Source organism: Acidihalobacter aeolianus (genome assembly GCF_001753165.1).
In the GTDB taxonomy this organism is placed as follows: Bacteria; Pseudomonadota; Gammaproteobacteria; order DSM-5130; family Acidihalobacteraceae; genus Acidihalobacter; species Acidihalobacter aeolianus.
The window spans coordinates 2,076,751-2,100,747 of sequence record NZ_CP017448.1 but is presented as its reverse complement, the minus strand read 5'-3'; the positions used below and the strand labels follow the sequence as shown (position 1 = coordinate 2,100,747).

General features: G+C 66.9%; 29 protein-coding genes and 1 other RNA gene. 19 read left to right on the top strand and 11 right to left on the bottom strand.

The features are described 5' to 3' along the window. The first annotated feature begins 195 nt into the window (after positions 1 to 195). Positions 196 to 1,104, top strand: coding sequence for a LysR family transcriptional regulator (locus tag BJI67_RS09650; protein WP_038087424.1), 909 nt, complete (start codon positions 196 to 198; stop codon positions 1,102 to 1,104). Between the two features lie 62 nt (positions 1,105 to 1,166). On the opposite strand, the gene BJI67_RS09645 is transcribed toward BJI67_RS09650, so the two are convergent. The 4 genes from BJI67_RS09645 to BJI67_RS09630 form a co-directional block, all read right to left on the bottom strand. Next, a complete protein-coding gene (locus tag BJI67_RS09645) occupies positions 1,167 to 2,459 on the bottom strand; it encodes an ABC1 kinase family protein (RefSeq protein WP_197512959.1) in 1,293 nt (430 codons plus the stop codon). A 192-nt stretch (positions 2,460 to 2,651) separates the two neighbouring features. Next, positions 2,652 to 4,124, bottom strand: a complete 1,473-nt coding sequence (locus BJI67_RS09640) for a cryptochrome/photolyase family protein (protein ID WP_070072847.1) — start codon at positions 4,122 to 4,124, stop codon at positions 2,652 to 2,654. A 56-nt stretch (positions 4,125 to 4,180) separates the two neighbouring features. Further along, complete coding sequence (gene atpC / locus BJI67_RS09635) at positions 4,181 to 4,615, bottom strand: ATP synthase F1 subunit epsilon (RefSeq protein WP_038087421.1); 435 nt, start codon at positions 4,613 to 4,615, stop codon at positions 4,181 to 4,183. After that, positions 4,612 to 5,283 (bottom strand): cytidylate kinase-like family protein, encoded by a 672-nt coding sequence (locus tag BJI67_RS09630; protein WP_070072846.1) that lies wholly within the window; start codon positions 5,281 to 5,283, stop codon positions 4,612 to 4,614. The genes atpC and BJI67_RS09630 overlap by 4 nt, the downstream gene beginning before the upstream one ends. A gap of 167 nt (positions 5,284 to 5,450) precedes the next feature. Here BJI67_RS09630 and BJI67_RS09625 point away from each other — a divergent pair, with 167 nt between their 5' ends. Further along, a complete protein-coding gene (locus BJI67_RS09625; RefSeq protein WP_038087413.1) occupies positions 5,451 to 6,437 on the top strand; it encodes a TIGR00341 family protein in 987 nt (328 codons plus the stop codon). Positions 6,438 to 6,518: 81 nt separating this feature from the next. Beyond that, positions 6,519 to 7,349, top strand: a complete 831-nt coding sequence (locus tag BJI67_RS09620) for a fumarylacetoacetate hydrolase family protein (RefSeq protein WP_070072845.1) — start codon at positions 6,519 to 6,521, stop codon at positions 7,347 to 7,349. A 6-nt stretch (positions 7,350 to 7,355) separates the two neighbouring features. Here BJI67_RS09620 and BJI67_RS09615 read toward each other — a convergent pair whose 3' ends face one another. Further along, entirely contained in the window at positions 7,356 to 7,775 is a 420-nt protein-coding gene (locus BJI67_RS09615; protein ID WP_038087406.1) for a VOC family protein, read from the bottom strand. Positions 7,776 to 7,971: 196 nt separating this feature from the next. On the opposite strand from BJI67_RS09615, the gene BJI67_RS09610 reads away from it, so the two are divergent. From BJI67_RS09610 to BJI67_RS09570, 9 genes are all read left to right on the top strand, one after another. Then, on the top strand, positions 7,972 to 8,706 hold the full coding sequence (locus BJI67_RS09610; RefSeq protein ID WP_038087395.1) for an SDR family oxidoreductase: 735 nt from the start codon (positions 7,972 to 7,974) through the stop codon (positions 8,704 to 8,706). 72 nt (positions 8,707 to 8,778) lie between these two features. Continuing rightward, positions 8,779 to 9,336 (top strand): cysteine hydrolase family protein, encoded by a 558-nt coding sequence (locus BJI67_RS09605; RefSeq protein ID WP_070072844.1) that lies wholly within the window; start codon positions 8,779 to 8,781, stop codon positions 9,334 to 9,336. After that, a complete protein-coding gene (locus BJI67_RS09600; RefSeq protein ID WP_038087389.1) occupies positions 9,333 to 9,662 on the top strand; it encodes an antibiotic biosynthesis monooxygenase family protein in 330 nt (109 codons plus the stop codon). Before BJI67_RS09605 ends, BJI67_RS09600 begins: the two co-directional genes overlap by 4 nt. Continuing rightward, positions 9,659 to 10,129, top strand: coding sequence for a Cys-tRNA(Pro) deacylase (gene ybaK / locus BJI67_RS09595; protein ID WP_070072843.1), 471 nt, complete (start codon positions 9,659 to 9,661; stop codon positions 10,127 to 10,129). Before BJI67_RS09600 ends, ybaK begins: the two co-directional genes overlap by 4 nt. A gap of 336 nt (positions 10,130 to 10,465) precedes the next feature. Then, positions 10,466 to 10,562, top strand: an RNA gene (ffs, locus tag BJI67_RS09590) — signal recognition particle sRNA small type. A 50-nt stretch (positions 10,563 to 10,612) separates the two neighbouring features. After that, positions 10,613 to 12,265, top strand: coding sequence for a DNA polymerase III subunit gamma/tau (gene dnaX, locus BJI67_RS09585; RefSeq protein ID WP_070072842.1), 1,653 nt, complete (start codon positions 10,613 to 10,615; stop codon positions 12,263 to 12,265). Positions 12,266 to 12,280: 15 nt separating this feature from the next. Beyond that, positions 12,281 to 12,604, top strand: coding sequence for a YbaB/EbfC family nucleoid-associated protein (locus tag BJI67_RS09580; RefSeq protein WP_065089067.1), 324 nt, complete (start codon positions 12,281 to 12,283; stop codon positions 12,602 to 12,604). A 2-nt stretch (positions 12,605 to 12,606) separates the two neighbouring features. Beyond that, positions 12,607 to 13,203 (top strand): recombination mediator RecR, encoded by a 597-nt coding sequence (recR, locus tag BJI67_RS09575; protein ID WP_038087386.1) that lies wholly within the window; start codon positions 12,607 to 12,609, stop codon positions 13,201 to 13,203. A 43-nt stretch (positions 13,204 to 13,246) separates the two neighbouring features. Further along, complete coding sequence (locus BJI67_RS09570) at positions 13,247 to 13,591, top strand: histidine triad nucleotide-binding protein (protein ID WP_038087385.1); 345 nt, start codon at positions 13,247 to 13,249, stop codon at positions 13,589 to 13,591. Between the two features lie 352 nt (positions 13,592 to 13,943). Here the strand turns inward: BJI67_RS09570 and BJI67_RS09560 are convergent, their stop codons facing one another. Genes BJI67_RS09560 through BJI67_RS09545 form a run of 4 tightly spaced genes read right to left on the bottom strand, consistent with a single transcriptional unit; the run spans position 13,944 to position 16,783 of the window. Beyond that, complete coding sequence (locus BJI67_RS09560) at positions 13,944 to 14,216, bottom strand: hypothetical protein (protein ID WP_065089068.1); 273 nt, start codon at positions 14,214 to 14,216, stop codon at positions 13,944 to 13,946. Continuing rightward, complete coding sequence (gene rsgA, locus BJI67_RS09555) at positions 14,213 to 15,148, bottom strand: ribosome small subunit-dependent GTPase A (protein WP_052064082.1); 936 nt, start codon at positions 15,146 to 15,148, stop codon at positions 14,213 to 14,215. Before rsgA ends, BJI67_RS09560 begins: the two co-directional genes overlap by 4 nt. Continuing rightward, positions 15,145 to 15,495, bottom strand: a complete 351-nt coding sequence (locus BJI67_RS09550) for a 4a-hydroxytetrahydrobiopterin dehydratase (protein ID WP_038087384.1) — start codon at positions 15,493 to 15,495, stop codon at positions 15,145 to 15,147. Before BJI67_RS09550 ends, rsgA begins: the two co-directional genes overlap by 4 nt. A 28-nt stretch (positions 15,496 to 15,523) precedes the next feature. Then, a complete protein-coding gene (locus tag BJI67_RS09545; protein ID WP_070072840.1) occupies positions 15,524 to 16,783 on the bottom strand; it encodes a M48 family metallopeptidase in 1,260 nt (419 codons plus the stop codon). A gap of 149 nt (positions 16,784 to 16,932) precedes the next feature. On the opposite strand from BJI67_RS09545, the gene BJI67_RS09540 reads away from it, so the two are divergent. The 4 genes from BJI67_RS09540 to orn all read left to right on the top strand — a co-directional run bounded on the left by BJI67_RS09540 (position 16,933) and on the right by orn (position 19,110). Continuing rightward, positions 16,933 to 17,466, top strand: coding sequence for a helix-turn-helix domain-containing protein (locus BJI67_RS09540; protein ID WP_038087651.1), 534 nt, complete (start codon positions 16,933 to 16,935; stop codon positions 17,464 to 17,466). Continuing rightward, a complete protein-coding gene (locus BJI67_RS09535; RefSeq protein ID WP_156782098.1) occupies positions 17,463 to 18,149 on the top strand; it encodes an AzlC family ABC transporter permease in 687 nt (228 codons plus the stop codon). Before BJI67_RS09540 ends, BJI67_RS09535 begins: the two co-directional genes overlap by 4 nt. Beyond that, complete coding sequence (locus tag BJI67_RS09530; protein WP_038087370.1) at positions 18,146 to 18,487, top strand: AzlD domain-containing protein; 342 nt, start codon at positions 18,146 to 18,148, stop codon at positions 18,485 to 18,487. The genes BJI67_RS09535 and BJI67_RS09530 overlap by 4 nt, the downstream gene beginning before the upstream one ends. Before the next feature lie 71 nt (positions 18,488 to 18,558). Then, positions 18,559 to 19,110 (top strand): oligoribonuclease, encoded by a 552-nt coding sequence (gene orn / locus BJI67_RS09525; RefSeq protein WP_070072839.1) that lies wholly within the window; start codon positions 18,559 to 18,561, stop codon positions 19,108 to 19,110. Between the two features lie 15 nt (positions 19,111 to 19,125). Here orn and BJI67_RS09520 read toward each other — a convergent pair whose 3' ends face one another. Next, positions 19,126 to 19,950: a sulfurtransferase gene (locus BJI67_RS09520; protein WP_070072838.1), complete on the bottom strand. Its 825-nt coding sequence runs from the start codon at positions 19,948 to 19,950 to the stop codon at positions 19,126 to 19,128. Beyond that, positions 19,947 to 21,629, bottom strand: coding sequence for an L-aspartate oxidase (nadB, locus tag BJI67_RS09515; RefSeq protein WP_070072837.1), 1,683 nt, complete (start codon positions 21,627 to 21,629; stop codon positions 19,947 to 19,949). Before nadB ends, BJI67_RS09520 begins: the two co-directional genes overlap by 4 nt. A 107-nt stretch (positions 21,630 to 21,736) precedes the next feature. Between nadB and rpoE the strand changes: the two genes are divergently transcribed. From rpoE to BJI67_RS09500, 3 genes are all read left to right on the top strand, one after another. Further along, positions 21,737 to 22,315, top strand: a complete 579-nt coding sequence (gene rpoE / locus BJI67_RS09510; RefSeq protein ID WP_070072836.1) for an RNA polymerase sigma factor RpoE — start codon at positions 21,737 to 21,739, stop codon at positions 22,313 to 22,315. Between the two features lie 69 nt (positions 22,316 to 22,384). After that, complete coding sequence (locus tag BJI67_RS09505) at positions 22,385 to 22,948, top strand: sigma-E factor negative regulatory protein (RefSeq protein WP_070074069.1); 564 nt, start codon at positions 22,385 to 22,387, stop codon at positions 22,946 to 22,948. 18 nt (positions 22,949 to 22,966) lie between these two features. After that, positions 22,967 to 23,956, top strand: coding sequence for a MucB/RseB C-terminal domain-containing protein (locus tag BJI67_RS09500; RefSeq protein ID WP_070072835.1), 990 nt, complete (start codon positions 22,967 to 22,969; stop codon positions 23,954 to 23,956). The last annotated feature ends 41 nt before the right edge of the window (positions 23,957 to 23,997 follow it).

The window sequence follows — 23,997 nt, the reverse complement described above, 5'->3', positions numbered from 1 at the left end:
GCCACAAGATCGCTGTGGATGGCAAGGTGCGGCGGGTTTTCATGATGCAGACTCCCTTGATTGAAGGCCTTTGCGTCCGTTGCGAAACGAATCGCTGATGGCTGGGGAGTCTAGGGAAGATGTGAAATGAATAAAAATGAATAGTCGTTATAAAAACGATATCCTTAAGGCTATAGTTCTGCGGGAGATACGACCATGATGCATGTCACCCTGCGCCAGTTACAGGCCTTCGAGGCAGTGGCTCGGCTGCGCAGCTTTTCGCGCGCCGCCGAGGAAATGCACGTCACTCAGCCCACGGTGTCGAAACAGATTCGTGCCCTGCACGAACAGGTCGGGCTGCCGTTGCTGGAACAGGTCGGCAAGAAGGTCTTTCTCACCGAGGCCGGGCAGGAGCTTTACGCCACCTGTGCCGACTGGCTGAATACCTGGGGCCGTTTCGAGCAGGCCGTCGCCAATCTCAAGGGCCTCAAGCAGGGGCGGCTGAAAATCGCCGCGGTGACCACCGCCAAATACTTCATGCCCCGGATCCTCGGCCCGTTCTGCAGTCAGTACCCGGGCATCGACATTTCGCTCGAAGTGGTCAACCGCGACCGGGTGCTGGACCGCATGGCGCGCAACGAGGACGACCTCTACGTCATGGGCGTGCCGCCAGACGACATGGACATCGAGAGCGAAGCCTTCATGGACAACCCGATCGTCGTGATCGCACCGGTCGGGCACCGGCTGGCGGATCGCAGACGCATTCCCTTTGCCGCGCTGGGCGATGAAACCTTTCTGGTACGCGAGCAGGGTTCGGGCACGCGCATGACCATGGAGCGTTTGTTCCAGGAGCAGGGCGTGCCGCTCAACATCCGCATGGAGCTGGGCAGCAACGAAGCCATCAAGCAGGCCGTGGCAGGCGGACTGGGTCTGGCGCTGCTGTCGCGCAGCACGCTGAATTTCGACCCCATCCAGAACGAGCTGGCGGTGCTCGACGTCGAAGGCTTCCCGATCCGCCGCGCCTGGTACATCGTGCGCCCCAAGGGCAAGAATCTCTCCGTCGTGGCCGCGACCTTCCACGACTTCCTGCTCAGCCACGTGCAGCTGTTCGTGCCGCACGCCTGAGGCCCGTCGGTGCGATTCAGATTCTAGGCTTGGTGCCCGGATCGGCGCGCTTGGTCTGGCGACTAGGCCGATACGGTTTCCCGGGCGATCTTTCTCAGCGGCAGGGCGACTTCGAGGCGTGCCATCAGCAGGTACATGCCGCTGATCTTGCGGTGGAGATAGAGGATGTCGGCGGGCGGGATTCGGCTGAAGCGGTCGTGGAAGCGCAGTTGTATCAACGCGTCGCGCATGCGTCTGGGCAGGTCGGAGCCAGCGAAGACGAAGGGGACGTCGCGGCGGGCCGGTTCGGCGGCAATGCCCAGCACCTTCACGAAGGCCTGGCGGTAGCGTAGCGGATCGTCCTCGGTGAAATAGCCGACCTGCGCGGCGGCACGGGCGAGGTCGTCCTCGCTACCGTCGATGGCGGACAGCAGCAGGGTGCGCAGGGCGTCGCGGAAGGGCGGCGTGTAGACGCGGGTTGCGCCGAAGTCGAGCAGTTGCAGTCTGCCGTTGGCGGGGTTGAAGCGGTAATTGGCGAAGTTCGGGTCGGTCTGAACCACGCCCCAGACAAAGACCTCGCGCAGGGCGAGTTCCAGCAGATCGGTCGCAAGTTGCGTGCGCTGCGTCCTGGGGAGTGCGGCCAGGGTCTCGATGGGCTGGCCATCGAGGAAGTGCATGCAGAGCACCTCGGCGGTGGTGCGTTCGGGCAGGGTCAGCGGGAGCTCGTAGCGCGGGTCGTCGCCCAGGTGTTCGGCATAGCGCGCGATATGTCCGGCCTCGAGCAGGTAGTCGGCCTCGTCGTGCAATTGACGCTTGGCCTCCGCGAGCAGGGGCGTGAGGTCGAATTCGGGTGGCAGGGCATGCGTGAGGCGCAGCAGGGTCGCCATGTTGTCGACATCGCTGTCGATGCTTTGGCGCACGCCGGGGTATTGCACCTTGATCGCCACCCGCGGGCCGTCGCGCAGCTGCGCGTCGTGCACCTGGCCGATGGAGGCGGCGGCCAGCGGGGTGAAGATGAACCGCGCGAAATCCCGGTCCCAGTCCTTGCCCCAGGCGTTTTCGAGCACCTGCGCAACCTGGCCCAGCGGCATGTAGTGCGCCTTGTCGCGCAGGCGGGCGAGGGCCTCGCTCAGTTCCGGCGGCAGGACGTTGCCGCTGTCCATGGAGATGAGCTGGCCGAGTTTCATGGCCGCGCCCCGCATCTCGGACAGCCGGTCGCCCAGACGCCGCGCATTCGCCGGCGTCAGCAGGAGCTGGTCGAGCCGCGGGCGGTTGCCCTTGGCGAGCTGGCGTGCGCCCTCGCTCACCACGCCGCTGGCCAAGCCGCCGGCCAGTCGACCCATCTTGGCGAGCCGGGCGAGGCGCGAGCTGGGCATGCGGTATTCCCTGGACATTCGATGCTTCCCGAGCGGTGTATCTGGAATGGGGGTGCTTCCGGATCGGATCATCATGCGCCATCAGGCGCCGGGCTGTCGCGTAGCGGCGCCGATCGGCAACCGGCTCGATTTGGAGGCTGGCATGCGGCACAAGGTTCCGCCGCTCGATACGAAGAAGGCTCGGCTTGTGGGTTACGCCGTCTTGATGCTCTGGTAGGCGGCGAGGGCCTGCTTGCGGCTGACTGCCAGATCGACGAGGGGGTTGGGGTAGTCGCGCCCGAGGCGGATGCCGGCGCGCTGCAGGGTCTGCGCCGAGGCCTCCCACGGGGCGTGCAGGTCCTTGTCCGGCAGCCGGGCGAGCTCGGGCAGCCAGCGGCGCAGGTAACGCCCCTGCGGATCGAACTTGCGGCCTTGCAGCACGGGGTTGAAGACCCGGAAGTAGGGCGCGGCGTCGGCCCCGCAGCCGGCCGTCCACTGCCAGCCCAGGGTGTTGTTCGCAAGATCGGCGTCGAGCAGGGTGTCCCAGAACCAGCGCGCGCCCGCCTGCCAGGGGATCAGCAGGTTCTTGGTGAGGAAGGACGCGACCACCATGCGTACGCGGTTGTGCATCCAGCCGGTGTGCCAAAGCTCGCGCATCCCCGCATCGACCAGCGGAATTCCGGTCCGCCCGCGCTGCCAGGCCTCGAGGCGGGAGGCGTGATCGCGGGTCCAGGGGAAGGCCTCGAAACGGGCGTCGAGGCTGCGTTCCGGGGTCTGCGGGAAGTGGAACAGCAGGTGATGGGCAAACTCGCGCCAGCCCAGTTCGCGCAGAAAGGTTTCCAGCCCGGAGAAGGTGCCGCGATCCGTACTCCTGGCCATGTGCGCCTGGGCCGCGGCCGCGATCTGGCGGGGGCCGATCTCGCCGAAATGCAGATGCGGGGACAGCCGCGAGGTCGCGCGTTCCGACGGCAGGTCGCGTCCCGCGGCATAGTCAGCGGCGGCCCGATCGAGGAACGTCGCCAGCGCATCCTGCGCGCCCCTCTCGCCGGGCTGCCAGTGATCGGCGAAGGCATCGGCCCAGGGGCGCTGCGGCAGGAGACCGAGCGTATTCAAAGACTCGGATTCGGCCGCCATCAGCGCAAGCGCCTCGGGGGGCGGTGCGGCATTTTCCGCAAGACCCAAACCCAGGCAGGCCTTCCAGAACGGGGTGAAGACTCTGTAGGGCCCGCCGCTTTGCGTCTGCAGGGCCCAGGGCTCGAACAGCAGGGCGGCATTGTGGCTGTGTGCGTCCAGGCCATCCTGACGCAGGGTCTGCTTGATGGCGCCGTCGCGCGCGATCGCGGCGGGTTCATAGAGGCGGTTCCAGTGCACCGCGCCGGCCCCGGTTTCGCGGGCGAGTCGGCGCAGGGCTTCGAGGCTGGGTCCACGGCGGATGACCAGTCCGCTCCCGTGGCGGCGCAGGTCGCGATCCAGGGCGGCGAGGCTGTGGTGCAGCCACCACCGGGATGCGCCGCCCGGTGCCCAGGGGGTTTCCTCCTCGTGGGCATGTATGTAGACCGGAACGATGCGCATACCCGCGTCGCGGGCGGCCCGCAGCGCCGGGTTGTCCGCGAGGCGCAGATCGCGCCTGAACCAGACGATGGCGGCGGGCGGGCCCGTGACGGTATCCTCGCGGCGTTGGTTCATCGAGTTCGGCTCTTGCCAGGTTGTGGGGCCGCGCGGGTTATCGGCATATCGGCCCGCTAGCGTCTGCCCGGCCGCCGCGCATCGAGCGCGACCTGGAGCAGGGCCAGCGCGCGGATCAGTTCCGCATGTGCGAGCTGCTTGTCGTAGGGCAGCCGCGCCCTCTGGTCGCGGCTGCGGGCGCGTTTGACCGCCTCCTCGGCGGCGCGGGCGTCGATGTCTTGGGCGCGCAGGGCCGTGTCGGCGAGTACGGTCACCTGGGTCGGCTGCACTTCCAGATAGCCGCCTTCAAGATACAGGTACTGCCAGGCGTCGTCGCTCAGATAGCGCGCCTCGCCGGGCATCAGGCGCGCGAGCACGGGGGTATGGCCTGGCAGGACGCACATTTCGCCGCCTTCGGCGGGCAGCACCACGCGTTCTACGGTGCCGAAGAACAGGCTGCCCTGGGCGGTGACGATGCTGAGCGTAATGCGTGCGTGGCGGTGTTCGCTCATGTGTGCAAGCGATGGGGCTGACGTGCGTGCAGGCCGGCCACGATGATGTCCACCACGCGTTCGAGCGTGTCAACGTGGTCGGTGTTGACGACGAGATCGAAGTCGTCGAAGGCATCCCGCGTGCGTCCGAAATGATGCTTCAGGTAGGTCCGCCTGTCCGCCTCGATGCGGTGCCAGCGGTCTGCGGCGGCCTGATGGTCCAGGCTGTCCCTCTGCGCCAGCCGGGCGATACAGGTTTCGGGCGAGGCGCGCAGGTAGACGCGGTACATGTCGGGAATGCTGGCGATGAGATGCACGCCGCGCCCGAGTATCACGCCGCCCTGGCGGGCGATGGCCAGGACCAGCTCAACGAGGGCCTTGGCGTATTCGTTGCTCGAAGGGATGTTGCCGTAGCCGTGCAGCAGCCGCGAGATCAGCCCCGGCGGGGCCGATTCGTCCAACTCGCGCATCAGCGCCGGGTCGCCTTCGATGCGCTCGATGACGCCGTCGATCACCGCATGGTCATAGAAGGCCACGCCGATCCGGGCAGCCAGCAGCGGTGCGATCACGCCGGCGCCGGCGCCGTAGTCGCGGCTGATCGCGACCAGCGGGCCGGCGCGCGGGCCGGCCTGCACGCCGCTTTCGTGCAGCAGCGTGAGCAGATAGCGTTCGAGTGCGCTGCGTGTCATGGTCGGCTTCCGAAGGGCATGCGGTTTTTATGGTCGTGCAGGCGCCGCCCCGATGCAATCCCCCGATGGCGTGCTACCGTCCAGAGGTGCACGCGGCGGAGGCGGGTTACGCTTTTGTCTCCGCGGACACGGGGGCATCGCGGGCAGTCCGGCAAGGAGGGCAGGAAATGAAGATCATCGAAGTGGTCGCCGAAGCCAGCAGCCGCGACACCATCGCCGCGATCGGCGAGAAGATCAAGGCGACGGATTTTCGAACCGGTGCAGTGGATGACGACGGGCTGCAGTTCATGCGCCTGCTGATGGCCGACGACAAGGTGCAGCGGGCGCTGGACCTGCTGCAGAACGTGCTCGGCGCCCAGCCCGGCGCGCATATCGTGGTGCTGCCGGTCGAGGTGGCGCTGCCGCGCCAGAACGAGGCGGAAAGCCAGCAGGAGGATGCCGCCGTGGCCCTGCGCGAGTCGCTGTACGCGGGCGTGGAGCGCGATGCGCGTTTCGGCACCAATTACGTGGTGCTGGTGCTGCTGTCGACCATGGTGGCCGCGATCGGCATGATCGAGGACAACGTCAGCGCGATCATCGGGGCGATGGTGATCGCGCCCCTGCTGGGGCCCAACCTCGCCTTCGGCCTGAGTACGGCGCTGGGCGATCTGTCGCTGATGCGCAAGGCGGTCGGTAGCCTGCTCGCGGGTGTCGCCCTGGCGGTCGCGGCGTCCGCCGCGATCGGTGCCTTCGTGCCGCACGGTCTGCTCGTGAGCCACGAGCTGGTCGCCCGCACGATCACCGGCTATGACACCGTGGCGTTGGCCCTGGCTTCCGGAGCCGCCGCCGCGCTGTCGTTGACCACCGGGCTGTCCAGCGTGCTCGTCGGGGTGATGGTCGCGGTCGCGCTGTTGCCGCCTGCCGCCGCCCTGGGGCTGTATCTCGGCGCCGGAGCAGGGGCGAGCGCCGCGGGTGCCGGCCTGCTGCTGGCGGTCAATGTGGTGTGCGTCAACCTGGCCAGCAAGGTTGTGTTCCTGCTCAAGGGCATCCGCCCGCGCACCTGGGTGGACAAGGCACGGGCGCGCCGCGCGACCGTGATCTATCTCGTCATGTGGCTGGTCACGCTGATGATTCTGCTGCTGGTCATCTACTTGCGGCGCACCTTGCACGGCTGATATTTTCGCCCGCCTGCGCCTGCGCCTGCGCCTGCGCCTGCGCCTGCGCGTTCGGCTTCAATCGCCAAGGAGGATACCGCCATGAAATACCTGCGCTACGGCGAACCGGGCCGCGAGCGTCCGGGCGTGCTGGACGATGCGGGCGTGATCCGCGATCTCGGCGGCCGTTGCGACGATCTGGCGGGCGACGCGCTCGATCCCGCACGCCTGATGGCGTTGACCGGAGCGGACCTCGCTTCGCTGCCCGCCGTTGATGCCGGCGTGCGACTGGGACCCTGCGTGGCGGCCACCCGTCAGTTCATCGGTATCGGCCTCAATTATGCCGATCATGCCGCCGAGACCGGCATGCCGATCCCGCAGGCGCCCATCGTGTTCAACAAGGCACCGGGCTGCATGGCCGGGCCGAACGACGCGATCCCGGTGCCGCCTGGAGCGGCCAAGGTGGACTGGGAAGTGGAGCTGGCGCTGGTGATCGGGCGGCGCGCCTGGCAGGTCGAGGAGGCCGACGCGCTCGGTCATCTGGCCGGCTACTGCATCTGCAACGACGTTTCCGAACGCGCTTGGCAGCTCGAAGGCACTGGGCAGTGGCTCAAGGGCAAGAGCGCCCCCGGCTTCGGCCCGCTGGGCCCTTGGCTGGTCACCCCGGACGAGGTACCCGATCCGCTGTCGCTGGCCATGACCCTGGAGGTCAACGGCGAAACCATGCAGTCCGGCAGCACCGCGACCATGATCTTCGGCCCGGCCTATCTCGTGTCCTATCTGTCGCGCTTCATGGTGCTGGAGCCGGGCGACGTGATCACCACCGGTACACCGCCTGGGGTCGGCATGGCGCGCGGCCGTTTCCTCAGGCCCGGCGACCGCGTGCGCGCCAGGGTCGCCGGACTGGGCGAGCAGGTGAACGAGGTTACGTGAGCCAGGCTAGCGCGCGAAAAGCTGGCCGAGGTCGCGAAAGGCCTTGAATTCCAGTGCGTTGCCGGACGGGTCGCGGAAGAACAGCGTCGCCTGCTCGCCGGGTTCGCCCGGGAAGCGGATGGTCGGCTCGATTTCGAAGGTCACGCCGGCCTCGCGCAGGCGTCCCGCCAGCGCCTGCCAGGAAGCCATGTCGAGCACCACGCCGAAATGCGGCACCGGTACGGACTCTCCGTCCACCGGATTGAAGGCCGCGGTGCCCGCATGTCCCGGGGCATGATGGATCACCAGCTGATGGCCCATGAGGTCGAAGTCGACCCAGTGCGCGGCACTGCGGCCTTCCGGCAGCCCGAGAACCTCGCCGTAGAAACGTCGCGCCTCGGCGAGATCGCGCACGGGGATGGCGAGATGGAAGGGTTGCAGGGACATGGCGCGGCTTCCGTTTGCGGATGGCGAGGCGGCAGTATCCCGCGCGGTGTTGCGGTGGGGCAAGTGTCTGCCACGCCCATGGAACACATCACATACCCATCGGTCTGACTGATGACGGCACGCCGCCTGCGATATACCGCGGCGGCGATTTCATTTTTCGGCAATACCGTACTGAATGTCGGTAAGGAGTTCGACTATGCAGCTACGCAACATCGAAGGCGCTGTGGCCGTGATTACCGGGGCATCCAGCGGCATCGGCGAGGCCGCGGCGCGCGTGCTGGCCGAGGAGGGCGTCAAGCTCGTGCTCGCCGCGCGCAGCCGTGACAAGATCGAGGCGCTGGCCGCCGAGCTCGGCGACGACTGTCTCGCGGTGTCGACCGACGTCGGCGATCCGGCCCAGGTCAAGACGCTCTTCGAACAGGCGAAGTCGCGCTTCGGCGGCGTCGACCTGCTGTTCAACAACGCCGGCGTCGGCTACAACGGCGCCTTCGCGGACAGCGACCCGGCTCAATGGAAGGCGACCATCGACGCCAATCTCTATGGCGTGCTCCATTGCACCCAGGCCGCGATCCCGCTGATGCGCGGGCGCGAGGGCGCGATGATCAGCTCGGTGTCCAGCGTCGGCGGCCGACACGGCATCGAGGGCTGGTCGGTGTACAACGCGACCAAGTTCGCCGTGGTCGGATTTCACGACGCCCTGCGCAAGGAACTGGGGCCGGAGGGCATCCGCGTGTCGCTGATCGAGCCGGGCGCGGTCTATACGCAGTGGGGCTACAACGTGCCCGAGGATGCGATGCGGGAGCGGCGCGACAAGCTGGGTGCGCTGCACGCCGAGGACATCGCCCACGCACTGGTGTTCGCCTTCGCCCAGCCGGCCAACGTGAACTGTCAGGAACTGTTGGTCATGCCGACCCGGCAGACCTATCCCTAGCCAGCATTCGAGCGGATGTTGGCGACGCTATAATCGGCGTTTTCACATGCGGGATGCGGGGAGGGGACGCTTATGGGCGGCAACGACACGGCCTTGCTGCTGATCGACGTGCAGCAGGGATTCGACGCGCCGGGTTGGGGCGCGCGCAACCGGCCGCAGGCCGAACGCGAGATCGCCCGGCTGCTCGCCGCCTGGCGCGCGGCCGGCGCCCCGGTCGTGCACGTGCGCCACCTCTCGACCGAGCCCGCCTCGCCGCTGCATCCCTCCGGCGCGGGCATTGCCTTCAAGCCCGAGGCCGCCCCGCTCGCGGGCGAGCCCGTGTTCGAAAAGCGGGTCAACAGCGCCTTCATCGGCACCGGGCTCGAAGCCTGGCTGCGCGATCAGGGTGTCGAGGCGCTGGCGGTGGCGGGGTTCACCACGGATCATTGCGTTTCCACCAGCGTGCGCATGGCGGCGAATCTGGGTTTTCGCGTGATGCTCGTGGAGGACGCCTGCGCCACCTTTGGGCGCGTCGGCCACGACGGCCGCTATTACGGCGCCGACGAACTGCACCGCACCGCAGTGGCCAGCCTGCACGGTGAGTTTGCACGCATTGCAGGCGCTGCCGAAGCGATCGGTGCGGCGTTGTGATCGCCGTCACGCCGGAGCCGCCCTACTACGCGGTCATATTCACGGCGCAGTCCGGCGCGGACGACGCCGGCTATGCCGAGACGGCGGCACGCATGCTGTCGCTGGCACGCGCGCAGCCCGGTTTTCTCGGCGTCGAATCGGCACACGAGGCCGATGGCGGCATCACAGTCTCCTACTGGCGCGATCTCGAATCGATCTCTGCCTGGCGGCGACACGTCGAGCATCAGGCAGCACAGCGCGAGGGCCGCGCCCGCTGGTACGCGCGCTACGCCCTGCGCGTGGCGCGGGTCGAGCGCGCGCACGCCTTCGACGGCACGACGATATGACGCCCGCCGTGCAGCTGGCGAAGAAAACGGGCATCGCGCATACCGTGCATGCCTACGAGCACGATCCGTCGGTGACCGCCTACGGCGACGAGGCGGTGGACAAGCTCGGGCTCGATCCGGCGCGGGTGTTCAAGACCCTGGTGGTGGCCACGGATGCCGGCGTGCTGGCCGTGGCGGTGCTGCCGGTGCCGTGCAAGCTCTCCTTCAAGGCCGTCGCCGCCGCGCTCGGCGCGAAGAAGGCGGCGATGGCGGAGCCGGCCGCCGTTACCCGCGCCACGGGCTACGTGCTCGGCGGCGTCAGCCCGATGGGGCAGAAAAAGCGCCTGCCGCTGGTGATCGACGACAGCGCCCGCAGCCTCGCCACGATCTTCGTCAGCGCCGGGCGGCGGGGGTTGGAGATCGAGCTGGCCCCGGACGACCTCGCGGCGCTCACCGGCGGACGTTTCGCTGCCATCGCGGTGGAATAGAGCATCCGTTTTCGGTCACGGCGCCGCGAATGTCTCGATGCCCGCGCGCCGCTCCGGTGTGCAATCCGCAACATCTCGCCGCGCCGGCCGCCTTGCCCGCCTTGCCCGCCTTGTCCGTTCCCGATTCCAGCGCGGTTGTCCGCCCGTTGGCCGGGTGGAAGCGGGCGATCCCGGAGCGGGGCAGACGGCCGCTTGTCCTGCGCGGGAGGGGGTGTACAATAGCGGCGCGCCACCCGATGGGTGGCGTCGTTTTGTACGAGGTCTGCGCGAAACCGGATGGCCGGGCGCGCGCATGCCGCCGGAAGCCGCCTGGCAACCGGATGCCCATGGTGGCCCGCATCGGCCCCTCGCAACGATAAACTGTAAACCCCGCCAGGCCCGGAAGGGAGCAACGGTAGCAGTGATCTCGTGTGCCGGGGTGTGCTGGTGCGGGTTGCCTCCAATCGGTATAGTCCCAAGCTTTGGCAGCCGCCGATCCTATCGATGACCTACCAGGCACTGGCGCGCAAATGGCGCCCGCACAATTTCGATGAACTGGTGGGGCAGGCGCATGTGCGCCGAGCCCTGGTCAACGCCCTGCGCGAGCAGCGCATCCATCCCGCCTATCTGTTCACCGGCACCCGCGGCGTCGGCAAGACCACGCTGGCGCGCATACTCGCCAAATGCCTCAACTGCGAGACCGGCGTCACGCCCGAACCCTGCGGCGAGTGCACGGCCTGCCGCGAGATCGACGAGGGCCGCTTTATCGACCTGATCGAGGTCGACGCGGCCTCGCGCACCAAGGTCGAGGATACCCGCGAGCTGCTCGAGAACGTGCAGTACGCACCCACCCGAGGGCGCTACAAGGTGTACCTCATCGACGAGGTGCACATGCTTTCCGGGCACAGTTTCAACGCCCTGCTCAAGACCCTCGAGGAACCGCCGCCGCACGTGCAGTTCCTGCTCGCGACCACCGATCCGCAGAAGCTGCCGGCCACGATTCTTTCCCGCTGCGTGCAGTTCGGCCTCAAGCGCATTCCCGAGACGGCGATCGCCGAGCAGCTGGCCAGCGTGCTCGAACGCGAGGGGCTGGGCGGCGAGCCGGCGGCGCTGCGCGAGCTGGCGCGTGCGGCAGACGGCAGCCTGCGCGATGCGCTGAGTCTGCTCGATCAGGCCGTCGCCTATGGCGGCGGCTCGGTCAACGAGGCGGACGTGCGCGACATGCTGGGCACGATCTCGCGCGACGCCGTACCCCGTTTGCTGCGGGCATTGGCGGCTGGGGAGGCGGCGGCGATGCTTGACGTGGTCGACGAACTGGCCGGTCAGGCGGCCGATTTTGCGGCGGTGCTGGCCGAGCTGCTGTCCGCCCTGCACCGTATCGCGGTGTACCAGATCGCCGGCGTCGCAGCGGCCGACGAGCAGGCGGAGGCCGCCTGGAGCGAACTGGCGGTCACGCTGGGCGCCGAAGACGTCCAGCTCTACTACCAGATCGCGCTGATCGGCCGACGCGACCTGCCGCTGGCGGCGGACCCGCGCAGCGGCTTCGAAATGGTGCTGCTGCGCATGCTGGCGTTCCGCCCCGCCACGGCGGAGACGGCGCCGGCAGACGCCCCGCCACGGGCGGCAGTCTCGCCCCGGCCGCAGGCGCCTGCTACCGCAGAACCGAGGGCGGTCTATGCGCCGGTGTCCGCGCCAGCGCCCGCGGCCGCTGCGGACCCGCCTGCGAGGGCTTCCGCCGAGGCGGCCGGCGGCGCTGCGGGGCAGTGGGCGGCGCGCGTGGCGGCCCTCGGCCTGCGCGGTCTCGCCGGACAGCTGGCGAGCCACACCAGTTTGATGTCGGCGGAGGCCGGGCATTACCGACTGGCCATCGAGCGATCATCGGAACACCTGTGCACTGAAATGGCCCGACAGCGCCTGATCGAGGCACTGTCGGAGGTCGACGGACGGCCCGTGCGCGTGGATATCCAGGTGGCGGATTCGGTGGGCGAGACACCGGCCGTGCAGGCCGAGCGTGCCGCCGCAAGCCTGCAATCGGAAGCCGAGCACTCGATCGAGACGGACGAATGGATACAAGGTATCCGTGCGCAGCTGGGCGCCAAGGTGGTGCCGGGCTCCGTGCGCCCGCGCACGGACGCGCCGGATTTGAATGAAACTTGAGAGGACGGAAAGAATATGAAGGGTCCCATCGCGAATTTGATGAAGCAGGCGCAACAGATGCAGGCCGAGATGCAGAAGGCCCAGGAAGAGCTGGCAGGCATGGAGGTCACTGGCGAGGCCGGCGGCGGCATGGTCAAGGTGACCATGACCGGGCGTCACGAGGCGCGCCGCGTGACCATCGATCCCAGTCTGCTCGGCGACGACAAGGAAATGCTGGAGGATCTGATCGCCGCGGCGATCAACGACGCCAGCCACCGCATAGAATCGGCCACGCAGGAGCGCTTTTCCGGCATGGCTTCCGGCGTCAACCTGCCGCCCGGCTTCAAGCTGCCGTTCTAGGCATGGCGCGCAGCCCCCTCCTGGAGGGATTGATCGAGGCTCTGCGGTGCCTGCCGGGCGTGGGACCGAAATCGGCTCAGCGCATGGCCTACCACCTGCTTGAGCGCCACCGCGACGATGCCCTGCGTCTGAGCGAGGCACTGCGTGCGGCGGTCGAGCGCATCGGCCATTGCGAGCGTTGCCGCACCCTGAGCGAAACCGAGCTGTGTGCGGTCTGCGCCGATACCCGGCGCGATGCCGGTCTGCTGTGCGTGGTGGAAAATCCCTCTCATCTACAGGTGATGGAGCAGGCGACGCACTTCAAGGGCGTGTATCACGTGCTCATGGGGCGTCTGTCGCCGCTGGACGGCATCGGTCCGGAGGAACTCGGTCTGGACCGGCTCGAACGGCGCCTGGGAGAGGGCGAGCTGCGCGAGCTGATTCTGGCGATCAGCCCGACGGTCGAGGGCGAGGTGACGGCGCACTACATCGGCGAGATGGCCCGTGCCCATGGCGTGCGCGTGACCCGGCTCGCGCAGGGTGTGCCGATGGGCGGCGAGCTGGAATATCTGGACAGCGGCACATTGACCCACGCCTTCGAATCGCGCCGCGAATATTGAGCGCGGCGCGCCCTTCCTTCATGCCTTTTCAGGAAACAAGCCCATGAGCGACTGCCTGTTCTGCCGAATCGTGGCCGGCGAGATACCCGCCGAGCCGGTCTATCAGGACGAGGATGTGCTGGCCTTTCGCGACATCAACCCGCAGGCACCGCTGCATGTGCTGGTGGTGCCGCGCCGGCATATCGCCACGCTCAACGACCTGACACCGGATGACGCCGGGGTGGTCGGCACAATGCACCTTGCGGCGGCTCGCATCGCCGCCGAGCACGGTCTTGCCGAGGCGGGCTACCGCACGGTATTCAACTGCAACGAGCAGGCCGGGCAGACGGTATTTCATCTGCACCTGCATGTACTCGGCGGCCGCGCCCTGGGTTGGCCGCCCGGCTAGGGGCGGTTCGCGCCGCGCCGTGGTGGGTGCCGGAGCGCCTTGCGGGGCTGGCGGATACCGAAGGGCGGTTCGATGGACGCTAGGGTCTGTGCACACGATGGGATGGCGTGCTGCCGGAGCCGCTTTTCGTGGCCGCCAGGTGCCGCGCGCGGCATGGTCTGCCACATGACATGGGTCAGCGGCAACACCGCGAGACGCGAAAAGCGGCCCCGGCCGGCCTGCGGGCTGCGACCGAAAAAACCGCCACTCGGCGTTGCCCGTCGCTGATTTGGCATCACAAACCGCGCTGCTCGCGCCTCGAACGGCGGTTCTTCTGTCACAACAGCATGCCTGCCCATCGGGTGAACAGGCCCTAGTTCGCTGTCGGACGGCCATGATGCGCAGCCGCAACCGCCGGTGCCGCGGACTCGAATTGTCGGTCGTAGCCGCGGCGGTCGATGTCGTGCACGCTCAGCAGCAACGCCATCAACAGATAGCACACCAAGGCCGCGACGCCATGCCGGCGCAGCACTTCGCCGCTGCTGCGTGCACGTACCCAGGCTGGATGCCGGTAGCCCAACAGGGTCAGCGCGCTGAGGACCAGCGAGGCGGCGAGCAGCAGCAGTAGCCAGAGATCCGTTTTCATGGACTCATAGAGTCGCCGCCGCGGACGGAGTTCCGGAGCTCGTTCGAAAGTTCCAGAAAGCTGCGCAGGCGGGTGGCGGCGATTTCGCCGGCTTCGACCGCGGTCTTGATCGCGCAGCCCGGTTCGGCGCGATGCTGGCAGTTGTGGAAGCGGCAGTCGCCGATGCGCGCCGCGATCTCGGGGAAGCCGGCGTGCAGCGATGCGCGCTCGGGCGCGAACGGCGCGAAGTCGCGCACGCCCGGCGAGTCGATCAGGTCGCCGCCGCCGGGTAGGGCATAGAGGTGGGCGTGGGTAGTGGTGTGGCGGCCCTCTCCGGTGAGTGCCGACAACTCGCCGACTCGAACTTCGAGGTTCGGGTCGAGATGATGCGTGAGCGAGGATTTGCCGACCCCGGACTGGCCGACGAACAGACTGGTGCGCCCGGCGAGTCGTGCGCGCAGGTCATCGATGCCGCTGCCGTCGAGCGTACTGGTGGACAGTACTGGATATCCAAGGCCGGCATACAGGGTACGGGTCTCGGATACATGCGCCGCGGCTGCCGGCGCCAGCGCGAGATCGATCTTGTTGATGACGATGGCCGCGTTGGCGCCGAGATCGGCGGTGCCGACGAGGTAGCGGTCGATCAGCCCCCAGTCGGGCGGCGGCCGGGTGGCGACCACGATGACGACCTGATCGACGTTGGCGACGCCGGCACGCGGCCGCCCGCGATGATCCGGCCGCACGAGGCAATTGCGCCGCGGCAGCAGCGCGGTGAGCACCGCCTTGTCGAACCCGTCCTCGTATTCGATTTCGTCGCCGCACACCGGCGCGCGTAGATGCTCGGGACCGCGTTTGACCAGATTGCGCGGCGAAACGGCCTTGTGCAGTCCACCGGCATCGTCGCGCACGATCAGTTCGGCACCGAAACGGGCGACCACCCGGCCTCGGGTCATGAGAACAGGGCGTCCACGCGTGCGGCGCAGATGAAATCGTTGCGCGACAGTCCGCCGATGGCATGGGTCGAGTAGCGCACGCGACAGCGGTTGTAGCCGACTTCGAGATCGGGGTGATGGTCTTCTCGATGGGCGATCCAGGCGACTGCGTTGACGAAGGCCATGGTGTCGTGGAAGTTCGCGAAGCCCAGTTCCCGCGCGATGGCGCGGCCGTCCTCGACCCGTTGCCAGTCCGGGTGCAGGCCGCTCATCAGGCGTGCCGCCTCGTCGTGATCGAGCGGCGGCACGCCGCCTTCGCAGGGCGCGCAGCGGCCTTGCCGGAGGGTGTGGGTGATGCCGTCATTCATGCGGGACTCCTCTGTTCTGAGGTCGGATTCAGCGCGAGTCCGCCGCATCGAGTCGATGCAGGTGCTCGACCCGGATCGAGGCGGGTGGGTGCGAGTCATAGTAGGCCGAGTGCAGCGGGTCGGGCGTCAGCGTGCTGGCGTTGTCCCGGTACAGTTTGACCAGGGCATGCACCAGCGGCGTGGCACCGCCGGTCTGCAGATGCGCGAAGGCATCGGCCTCGAATTCCTGCTTGCGCGAGCGCCAGGAGAACAGCGGCGTGAGCGGGAAGGCGAAGCTCGGCAGGGCGATCAGAAACAGCAGCAGGGCCATGTGGGTGGATGGCGTGCTGACCCCGAGACCGGCGTAGAACCAGGGCTGTTGCATCAGCCAGGCCAGCAGTGCGAGACCGGCGAGGCTGAGTGCACTCATTAGCCACATGGCCTTCTGTACATGCCGGTGGCGATAATGTCCCAGTTCGTGAGCCAGCACGGCTTCGATTTCCTCAGGTTCGAGCTTGTCGATCAGGGTGTCGAAAAAGACGATGCGCTTGTTGCGCCCGAGTCCGGTGAAATAGGCGTTGCCGTGGCCCGAACGTTTGGAACCGTCCATCACGTATATGCCCCTGGAGCGGAAACCGGTGCGTTCGAGCAGCGCCTCCACGCGCGCGCGCAGCGGGCCTTCCTCCAGTGGCTCGAAGCGATTGAACAGCGGTGCGATGAAGCGCGGAAAGGCCCAGGCCATGAGTAGGCTGAAGCCGGTCCACACCAGCCAGACGTACAGCCACCAGACGCTGCCCGTTCGCCCCATCAGCCACAGGATGAGCAACAGCAGAGGCACGCCGAGCATCAGCAGGAGCAGCGCCTGCAGCAGCAGATCGCCGAGGTAGGTGGCGGGGCGGGTGCGGTTGAAGCCGTGGCGCGCCTCGATCACGAAGGTGCGCCACAGCGCGAAGGGTTGATCGAGCAAGGCGCCGATGACGATCACGCTGAGTACGGTCGCGGTGCCGGCCAGCAGCGGCGACCAGCCGGACGCGCGCCACAGCCGGTCGACCAGGTCGAGTCCGCCGCCCAGCGTCCAGCCGAGCAGGATCAAGGTCTCGAAAACGATCTCCAGACGGGAAAAGCGGACCCGGGCGACGGTGTAGTCGGCGGCGCGCTGGTGGGCTTCGAGCGGGATGCTGGCGGCGAAATCCGGCGGCACCTGCGCGCGATGGTCTTCGACATGGCGGATCTGCCGATTGGCCAGCCACAGCCTGAGACCGAGGCCGAGCGCGACGGCGGCGAGAAAGACGAGTGTAAACGCGTGCATGGCGGCTCCAGATCGGGGCGGTGCGGAATTCCGGGTCTAGTGTACGTGCTCGCTCGGCGCTTTTGCAGCGACCGGGCTTGGCGCATGGATCGTTTGATATAGAGAACATCGTTTCGTAAAATGTACGATTCGTGGAGCAGGGCGGGACGGTGGACGGAATCCGTAAGGTGGTGGCAGGCAATCTGACGCGGCTGCGTGGCTCGCGAGGCCTTACGTTGAGCCGCCTGGCCGAACTGGCCGGCATTTCCAAGGGCACCTTGTCGGCGCTGGAACAAGGGAACGGCAATCCCACCATCGTCACCCTATGGGCGTTGGCCGACGCGCTGGCGGTGTCCTTCGGTGCTCTCGTCGAAGGCGCGGACACTTCGGTGCCCGACATTAACGAGGGTGTGCACGTGCGGCTGCTGGCGCGCGAGGACGGCCCCCCGCGGCTCGAAAGCTACCTGCTGACACTGGAGGCGGGCGCGGTGCGCGAGGCGGTGGGGCACGGCTTGCGCGTAGACGAGCGGGTCATCGTGTTGCAGGGCCAGGTCCGCGCGGGCGAGCTGGGCGCGACCCGCATGCTTGCGGCCGGCGTGGAGTGGACGTTCGATGGCGCGAGACCTCATCTTTATGCGACGGGAGACGGTCCGGCAACCCTGCTGGTGATGATGCGCTACGCGGTCGCGGAGGCGAGGGCATGAGGGTCCTGCGGGATGGTTTTGCCGCCAGTGTGCCGATCGCGGCAGGCTATTTGCCGGTGGCCGTTGCCTTTGGCGTGGCAGGGCAGGCCAGCGGTTTGCCGTACTGGTCGCTCGCCTTCGTCTCTGCGGTCGTCTATGCCGGTGCCAGCCAGTTCGCGCTGCTGGCTACGCTGTCGCTGGGAGCAGCGCCGCTGTCGGCGGCGCTGCTCGCACTGATCCTCAATCTGCGCCATTTCGTCTATGGTCCGGCCTTGAGCCGGCAGCTTGCCGGCTTGAACCGGCGCAGCCGGGCCGGCATTGCCTTCGGGCTGACCGACGAGACCTTCGCCGCCGCCTATGGTCGCCTGTCTGCGTCCGCTTCCGCGAAGATGCGGCGCGATTGGCTGGTGGGGCTTGAGATCGGCGCCTATCTGGCCTGGCAGGGCGGGACGACCTTGGGTGCGCTCGGCGGCGCCGGTATGCTCGCCTGGTCGCCGTTGTTCAAGCCGGTGCTGGATTTCGCCTTGCCGCTGTTATTCGTGCTGCTGCTGCCGCCGTTGCTCGGGCAGGCGCGCATGCGGGCGGCCTCGACCGCCGGGGCGCTGACGGCGCTGGCGTTGCAGTGGCAAGGAGAAAGCGCGGCGGCGTTGGTGGCCGCCGCGGTGGCCGGGATGGCCGCCGCCTGGCTGGCGCGCGTGCGATGAATCTGCACGACTGGCTGATCGGCGCCTGCGTGCTGGCGGTGGGGACATACGCCATCCGCCTGGCCGGCGCCTGGCTGGTAGGTTCGGCGGTGCGCGGCGAGCATCGCCTCGGCCGTCTGTTCGAGCCGGCCGGCGCGGCTCTGATCGCAGCCTTCGCGGTGGTGTCGCTGGTGCCGGCCGGGCACGCACCCGTGGCTGCGACCCTGGGCGGCGAGCTGCTGTCGCTGGTCGTCGCGCTTTGGCTTCAGCGTCTGAGCGGTCAGCTGTGGGTCGGCATGCTGGCGGGACTCGCCACCTACGGACTGTGGCTGGCCGTGGCTTCGGCCTGGCTGCAATGAGCGGCGTGGGGTGGCGCGGCCGGGTGAGCTAGAATGCCGCCACGTATACCGATGCCGAAGGAGAATGCCCGATGCCCGCCAGTCCGGACAACCTGATCTGGATCGATCTCGAAATGACGGGACTCGATCCCCAGCAGGACGTCATCATCGAAATCGCCACCGTGGTGACCGACCGCGTGCTGAACGTTCTGGCGGAGGGACCGGTGCTGGCGATCCATCAGCCGGCCGCGGTGATGGCGGGGATGGACGAATGGAATCAGCGCCAGCACGGGCAGTCGGGGTTGATCGCCCGGGTGGCCGAGAGTCGGGTCGATGCGTCTGAAGCCGAGGCGCGCACGCTGGCGTTTCTGCGCGAGCATGTGCCGCCGGGCGTGTCGCCGATGTGCGGCAACAGCATCTGCCAGGACCGGCGCTTTCTCGCGCGGCTGATGCCCGAGCTGGAGCGGTTCTTCCATTACCGCAATCTGGACGTGAGTACGCTCAAGGAGCTGGCGAAGCGCTGGTATCCGGGCGTCGCCAAGGGTTTTGCCAAGACCTCGGAGCACCTCGCGCTAGCGGATATCCGCGACTCCATCGAGGAGCTGCGCTACTACCGCGAACATCTGCTGCCGCCGCTCGAATGAGCGGCGTGCGGGACGTCAGCTCGGGCCGTGTTCCAGCGGCAGGTGCTGTGCATTGCCCCAGTCCGACCAAGCGCCGGGGTAGCCCTTGACGTTGTTGTAGCCAAGGTGGCGCAGCAGCGCCCAGGTATGCGCTGAGCGGTGGTGCGTCTGGCAATAGCAGACGATTTCCTTGTCCGGCGTGACGCCCAGGGCTTCGAGTTCGCGTCGTAATTCGTCTTCCTCGCGGATGCGCAGGTTGCGGCGGCGGTCCATCGCCCGGGTCCACTCGAAATGCAGGGCGCCGGGGATGCGTCCGCCGCGCGCCGCACGCACGTCGTGGCCGTGGTATTCGTGCTGGGTGCGCGTATCAAGCAGCAGCACGGAACCGTCGCCGATGCGCGCGGCGATGTAGTCGCGGTCGGCGACCACGCCGCCGTGGTAGCGGGCGTGGTAGTCGGTGGTCTCCGGGCGGACCGGTTTGGCGTCCAGCGGATGTCCCTCGTTGGCCCAGGCATGCAGTCCGCCGTTGAGCATGCTGTGGCCTTCCAGGCCGAAGGCGGCCAGCGTCCAGAGCAGGCGCGCCGCCTTGCCGCCGCCCTCGTCGTCGTAGGCAACGATATGCTTGCCGTCAGTGAAACCGATGGAACACAGCACGGCACTCATGCGCGCCTCGTCGGGCAACAGTCCGGCGACCGGCGGCCGCATTTCCACGATGTCGGCGTATTCCACGTGGACCGCGCCGGGGATGTGGTTGGATTGATAGACCTCGGCCTTGCACAGGTCCACCACGATCAGATCGGGATTGCCGAGGCGGGCTTCCAGCTCGGCGGGTTCGATGACGATGGGTGCGCTGGTACTCATTTCGATACTCCTGGGGGCGATGCCGGCGAAACGACCCTGGGCGTTAGCTCCGGAGGAGTCGTATCCGGCGCGAGAATGGTGTCGCAATGCTCCAGTGTGGGGTCGGGTTCCGGGAAATCCAAGGTGAAATGCAGTCCGCGACTTTCGCGGCGGGCCAGCGCCGAGACGATGATGAGCTTGGCGACCAGCGCCAGGTTGCGCAGTTCGATGAGGTTGTTGCCGATGCGGAAATGTCGGTAGTACTCGTCGATTTCCCCCAGCAGCAGGTCGACTCGGCTGAGCGCGCGCCTTAGGCGCTTGCTGCTGCGCACGATGCCGACGTAGTCCCACATGAAACGTCGCAGCTCGGCCCAGTTGTGCGTGACCACGACCTCTTCGTCGGAATCCGTGACCTGGCTGTCGTCCCACGCAGGCAGCGCGGGGAGCGGCGGTGCGGGAGAGCTGTGGCGACGCAGGATATCGGCGGCCGCCGTCTTGGCGAACACCAGGCACTCCAGCAGCGAATTGCTGGCCATGCGGTTGGCACCATGCAAGCCGGTACAGGCCACCTCGCCGATGGCATACAGGCCGTCGAGATCGGTGCGTCCGTCGAGGTCGGCGATTACGCCGCCGCAGGTGTAGTGGGCCGCGGGGACCACGGGTATGGGTTCCCGCGTCATGTCGTAGCCGAGCGAGAGGCAGCGGGCGTGAATGTTGGGGAAGTGTTCGCGGATGAACTCCGCAGGTCGGTGGCTGATGTCGAGGTAGACGCAGTCGATGCCGAGGCGCTTCATTTCGTGGTCGATCGCGCGGGCGACGATGTCACGCGGGGCGAGGTCGCCGCGCGGATCGAAGCGGTGCATGAATCGGGTGCCGTCCGGGAGCTGCAGCCGCGCCCCTTCGCCGCGCAGCGCCTCGCTGATCAGGAAGGCCTTGGCGCGGGGTTCGTAGAGCACGGTGGGATGGAACTGCATGAATTCCATGTTCGCGACCCGGCAGCCGGCACGCCAGGCCATCGCGATGCCGTCTCCCGAGGCACCGTCCGGATTGGAGGTGTAGAGATACACCTTGCTGGCGCCGCCGCTGGCCAGCACCACCGTGCGCGCCGAGATCGTGACCACGCAATCGGAACTTCGATCGAGCACATAGGCTCCAAGAACCCTGTTCGGCCCGTCCGCACCCAGTTTCTGCGCGGTGATGAGGTCCACGGCGAGGTAGTTTTCCAATAATTCGATGCTAAGATGTTCGCGTGCCCGTGCAATTAGCGTGGTTTCCACCGCGCGTCCCGTGGCATCGGTGGCATGAACCACGCGCCGATGGCTATGTCCGCCCTCCCGGGTGAGGTGGTATTCGTTCGTATGCCCGTCTTCGCTGCGATGGGTGAAGGGCACGCCGAGGTCGCTCAGCCACGCGATGGCTTCGGGGGCATGCTCGACGGTGAGACGGACGGCGTCCTCGTGGTTCAGGCCCGCTCCGGCGCTGAGTGTGTCGGCGACGTGGCTGTCGAAGGAATCATGCCGATCGAACACGGCGGAGATACCGCCCTGCGCATAGAACGTGCATCCTTCATGCAGGGGGCCCTTGCTCAGAACCGCGACGCGCAGGGTGTCGGCCAGCCTCAGGGCGATACCGAGCCCGGCCGCGCCACTGCCGATGATGAGGACGTCGTAACGCAGGTCGTTGCCTTGTGGGTGCGCCATATAATCAGCTATTTTGTCACACTTTGCGTACCCGTTGCGCCGGGCCTAGTTACGTAACAGGAGGGGGACATGGACGCTGCGAAAAACCCCCGGGAAGGACTTGCCTGATGGAGCAAGGGGGTATTCCTGATGCGGAATTGGTGCGTCGAGTACAGAGCGGGGACATGCGGGCCTTCGACCTGCTGGTGCGTAAATATCAGCACAAGATCCTCAATCTGATCGCGCGCTATGTGCATGAGCCGTCTGCCGCCCAGGACGTTGCCCAGGAAGCCTTCATCAAGGCCTATCGCGGATTGGGAAACTTTCGGGGCGAAAGCGCGTTCTATACGTGGCTGTATCGCATAGCGATCAACACGGCGAAGAACCATCTGGTGGCCGAATCGCGGCGCTCGCCCGAATTCGAGGTCAACGCCGAGGATGCCGAGCGGCTGGATGGCGAATCCGGGCTGAAAGAATATGCAACTCCTGAGGGGGAGTTGTTGTCTGAGGAAATAAGGCAGCGTGTATTCAATGCCATAGAGGCTCTGCCGGAGGATCTCAAGACCGCCATCACGTTGCGCGAACTTGAGGGTATGAGTTACGAGGAAATCGCCCAAGTGATGAGTTGTCCGATAGGGACGGTTCGTTCGCGGATATTTCGCGCGCGCGAGTCGATAGACCGCTGTCTGCGGCCCTTGTTGGATTGAACCGATGCCAGGGTGTCTTGAGGTGTGTGACCTGTGAGTCGGCCTAAGATCGCCGGCAGGATGAAACGCATGACGATGATGACGCAAAAAGAAGAGCAGATTTCCGCCCTCATGGACGGACAGACCAGCCGTTTCGAGACCCGTCGGTCGGTTGATCTGCTACTGAGCGACACCGAGCTGCGCGGCCGCTGGGAGCGATACCATTTTATCGGCGACGTGCTCCGGAGGGACGTGAAGCGAACCGCCGCGGAAGGTTTCAGTGAGGCAGTCATGGCGCGGATTGCTGCCGAGCAGGCGGCAGGCGTGACGCCTTATCGCAAACAATCACGCTGGGCCAAGCCGGTGCTGGGTTTCGCGATGGCGGCATCCGTGGCGGGTGCCATGGTGGTCGGGCTGCAGTCCATGCTCGGGCCGGGTCAGATCGGTACGGACTTCGCACAGCAGGCCGTTTCCGGTGATACCTTCGGCAAGATGGCGGCCGTGGAGGATGTGTCCGATCCCGGCCACCACGTGCCGACACAGCTCGAAAGCTATATGCGCATGAACAGCTACATGCTGAGCCATGCCGAGCAGACCGGCGGGCAGGGTATGATGCCCTACGTGCGCATGGTCAGCTATACCCCGAACCGCTAGGCACTGTACGACGTGCGTGTGGTTTTGACAGCCGGTCTGATCGGCGCGGTTCTGCTTGCGCCGATCGCCCGGGCCGATTCTGATGATCTCAGCCCCGCGCAGGCTTTGTTTACGCAAATGCAGCGCGCCGCACGCACACTGGATTACCGCGGTATCTTCGTCTATCAGGACGGCCCCTCGCTCAGCACGCTCAAAGTCGAACATGGCTGGTTGCACGGCAAGGAATACGAGCGCCTGTTGTCCCAGGACGGTGCACGACGGGAGGTGCTGATCAATGGCGATCTCGTGACCTACGTGCGCCCGGCCAGCAAGTCCGTCGTGATCATGCATCGGGACAGCCACGGCGGTCTGCCGGGGCGCATCGCGGCGGAAACCGGAATCTCGCCCTATTACGAACTGGCGCTCGGTGCCAGCAAGCGCATCGCCGGGCGCAAGTGCCGGATGCTGATTCTCAAGCCGGTCGACGAATACCGATACCAGCATCGGATGTGCGTGGACGAGGTCAATCACCTGCCCTTGGAATCCGAAGTTATCGATCACCAGGGCAACCCGGTCGAACGCCTGTTGTTCACCGAGCTCAAGGAAGTCACCGGCCTGACGCCTGCGGACTTCAAACCGCCGGTACTGGGCCCGCAATATACGCTGCGCTGGGTGAAGACCAACAGTTCGGGCGAACCGGAATCGGTGACCAGCGGGGGATCCGCATGGCGGTTCCAACCCGATCAGTTGCCGCCAGGTTTTTCCATCCGCGCAACCCAACTGCGGCGCTTTGGTTCGAGCGGTGACCCGGTGCGGCACTTCGTGCTCAGCGACGGCGTGGCCACCGTTTCGGTTTTCATCGCCACCCGCAAGCATCCGGTTCAGGTCCCGTCGCAGATGGAACGCAGCGGGGCGCTCAACGTGCTGACCACCTCGCTTCACGGGGCGCTGGTGACGGTCATGGGCGAGGTGCCGCGCGTCACCGTGCACCGCATCGCGGATGCGCTGACCTATACGAAAGCGGATTGAACGGTAGGGGCGAAGTACCGTCAAAGCGCCCGCAGATGGCG

Excerpts from the sequence above, each read along its gene's own strand:
- BJI67_RS09650 (WP_038087424.1), top strand. The coding sequence starts at position 196 with ATGATGCATGTCACCCTGCGCCAGTTACAGGCCTTCGAGGCAGTGGCT.
- BJI67_RS09645 (WP_197512959.1), bottom strand. The coding sequence starts at position 2,459 with ATGCCCAGCTCGCGCCTCGCCCGGCTCGCCAAGATGGGTCGACTGGCC.
- BJI67_RS09640 (WP_070072847.1), bottom strand. The coding sequence starts at position 4,124 with ATGAACCAACGCCGCGAGGATACCGTCACGGGCCCGCCCGCCGCCATC.
- atpC (WP_038087421.1), bottom strand. The coding sequence starts at position 4,615 with ATGAGCGAACACCGCCACGCACGCATTACGCTCAGCATCGTCACCGCC.
- BJI67_RS09630 (WP_070072846.1), bottom strand. The coding sequence starts at position 5,283 with ATGACACGCAGCGCACTCGAACGCTATCTGCTCACGCTGCTGCACGAA.
- BJI67_RS09625 (WP_038087413.1), top strand. The coding sequence starts at position 5,451 with ATGAAGATCATCGAAGTGGTCGCCGAAGCCAGCAGCCGCGACACCATC.
- BJI67_RS09620 (WP_070072845.1), top strand. The coding sequence starts at position 6,519 with ATGAAATACCTGCGCTACGGCGAACCGGGCCGCGAGCGTCCGGGCGTG.
- BJI67_RS09615 (WP_038087406.1), bottom strand. The coding sequence starts at position 7,775 with ATGTCCCTGCAACCCTTCCATCTCGCCATCCCCGTGCGCGATCTCGCC.
- BJI67_RS09610 (WP_038087395.1), top strand. The coding sequence starts at position 7,972 with ATGCAGCTACGCAACATCGAAGGCGCTGTGGCCGTGATTACCGGGGCA.
- BJI67_RS09605 (WP_070072844.1), top strand. The coding sequence starts at position 8,779 with ATGGGCGGCAACGACACGGCCTTGCTGCTGATCGACGTGCAGCAGGGA.
- ybaK (WP_070072843.1), top strand. The coding sequence starts at position 9,659 with ATGACGCCCGCCGTGCAGCTGGCGAAGAAAACGGGCATCGCGCATACC.
- dnaX (WP_070072842.1), top strand. The coding sequence starts at position 10,613 with ATGACCTACCAGGCACTGGCGCGCAAATGGCGCCCGCACAATTTCGAT.
- BJI67_RS09580 (WP_065089067.1), top strand. The coding sequence starts at position 12,281 with ATGAAGGGTCCCATCGCGAATTTGATGAAGCAGGCGCAACAGATGCAG.
- recR (WP_038087386.1), top strand. The coding sequence starts at position 12,607 with ATGGCGCGCAGCCCCCTCCTGGAGGGATTGATCGAGGCTCTGCGGTGC.
- BJI67_RS09570 (WP_038087385.1), top strand. The coding sequence starts at position 13,247 with ATGAGCGACTGCCTGTTCTGCCGAATCGTGGCCGGCGAGATACCCGCC.
- BJI67_RS09560 (WP_065089068.1), bottom strand. The coding sequence starts at position 14,216 with ATGAAAACGGATCTCTGGCTACTGCTGCTGCTCGCCGCCTCGCTGGTC.
- rsgA (WP_052064082.1), bottom strand. The coding sequence starts at position 15,148 with ATGACCCGAGGCCGGGTGGTCGCCCGTTTCGGTGCCGAACTGATCGTG.
- BJI67_RS09550 (WP_038087384.1), bottom strand. The coding sequence starts at position 15,495 with ATGAATGACGGCATCACCCACACCCTCCGGCAAGGCCGCTGCGCGCCC.
- BJI67_RS09545 (WP_070072840.1), bottom strand. The coding sequence starts at position 16,783 with ATGCACGCGTTTACACTCGTCTTTCTCGCCGCCGTCGCGCTCGGCCTC.
- BJI67_RS09535 (WP_156782098.1), top strand. The coding sequence starts at position 17,463 with ATGAGGGTCCTGCGGGATGGTTTTGCCGCCAGTGTGCCGATCGCGGCA.
- BJI67_RS09530 (WP_038087370.1), top strand. The coding sequence starts at position 18,146 with ATGAATCTGCACGACTGGCTGATCGGCGCCTGCGTGCTGGCGGTGGGG.
- orn (WP_070072839.1), top strand. The coding sequence starts at position 18,559 with ATGCCCGCCAGTCCGGACAACCTGATCTGGATCGATCTCGAAATGACG.
- BJI67_RS09520 (WP_070072838.1), bottom strand. The coding sequence starts at position 19,950 with ATGAGTACCAGCGCACCCATCGTCATCGAACCCGCCGAGCTGGAAGCC.
- nadB (WP_070072837.1), bottom strand. The coding sequence starts at position 21,629 with ATGGCGCACCCACAAGGCAACGACCTGCGTTACGACGTCCTCATCATC.
- rpoE (WP_070072836.1), top strand. The coding sequence starts at position 21,737 with ATGGAGCAAGGGGGTATTCCTGATGCGGAATTGGTGCGTCGAGTACAG.
- BJI67_RS09505 (WP_070074069.1), top strand. The coding sequence starts at position 22,385 with ATGACGATGATGACGCAAAAAGAAGAGCAGATTTCCGCCCTCATGGAC.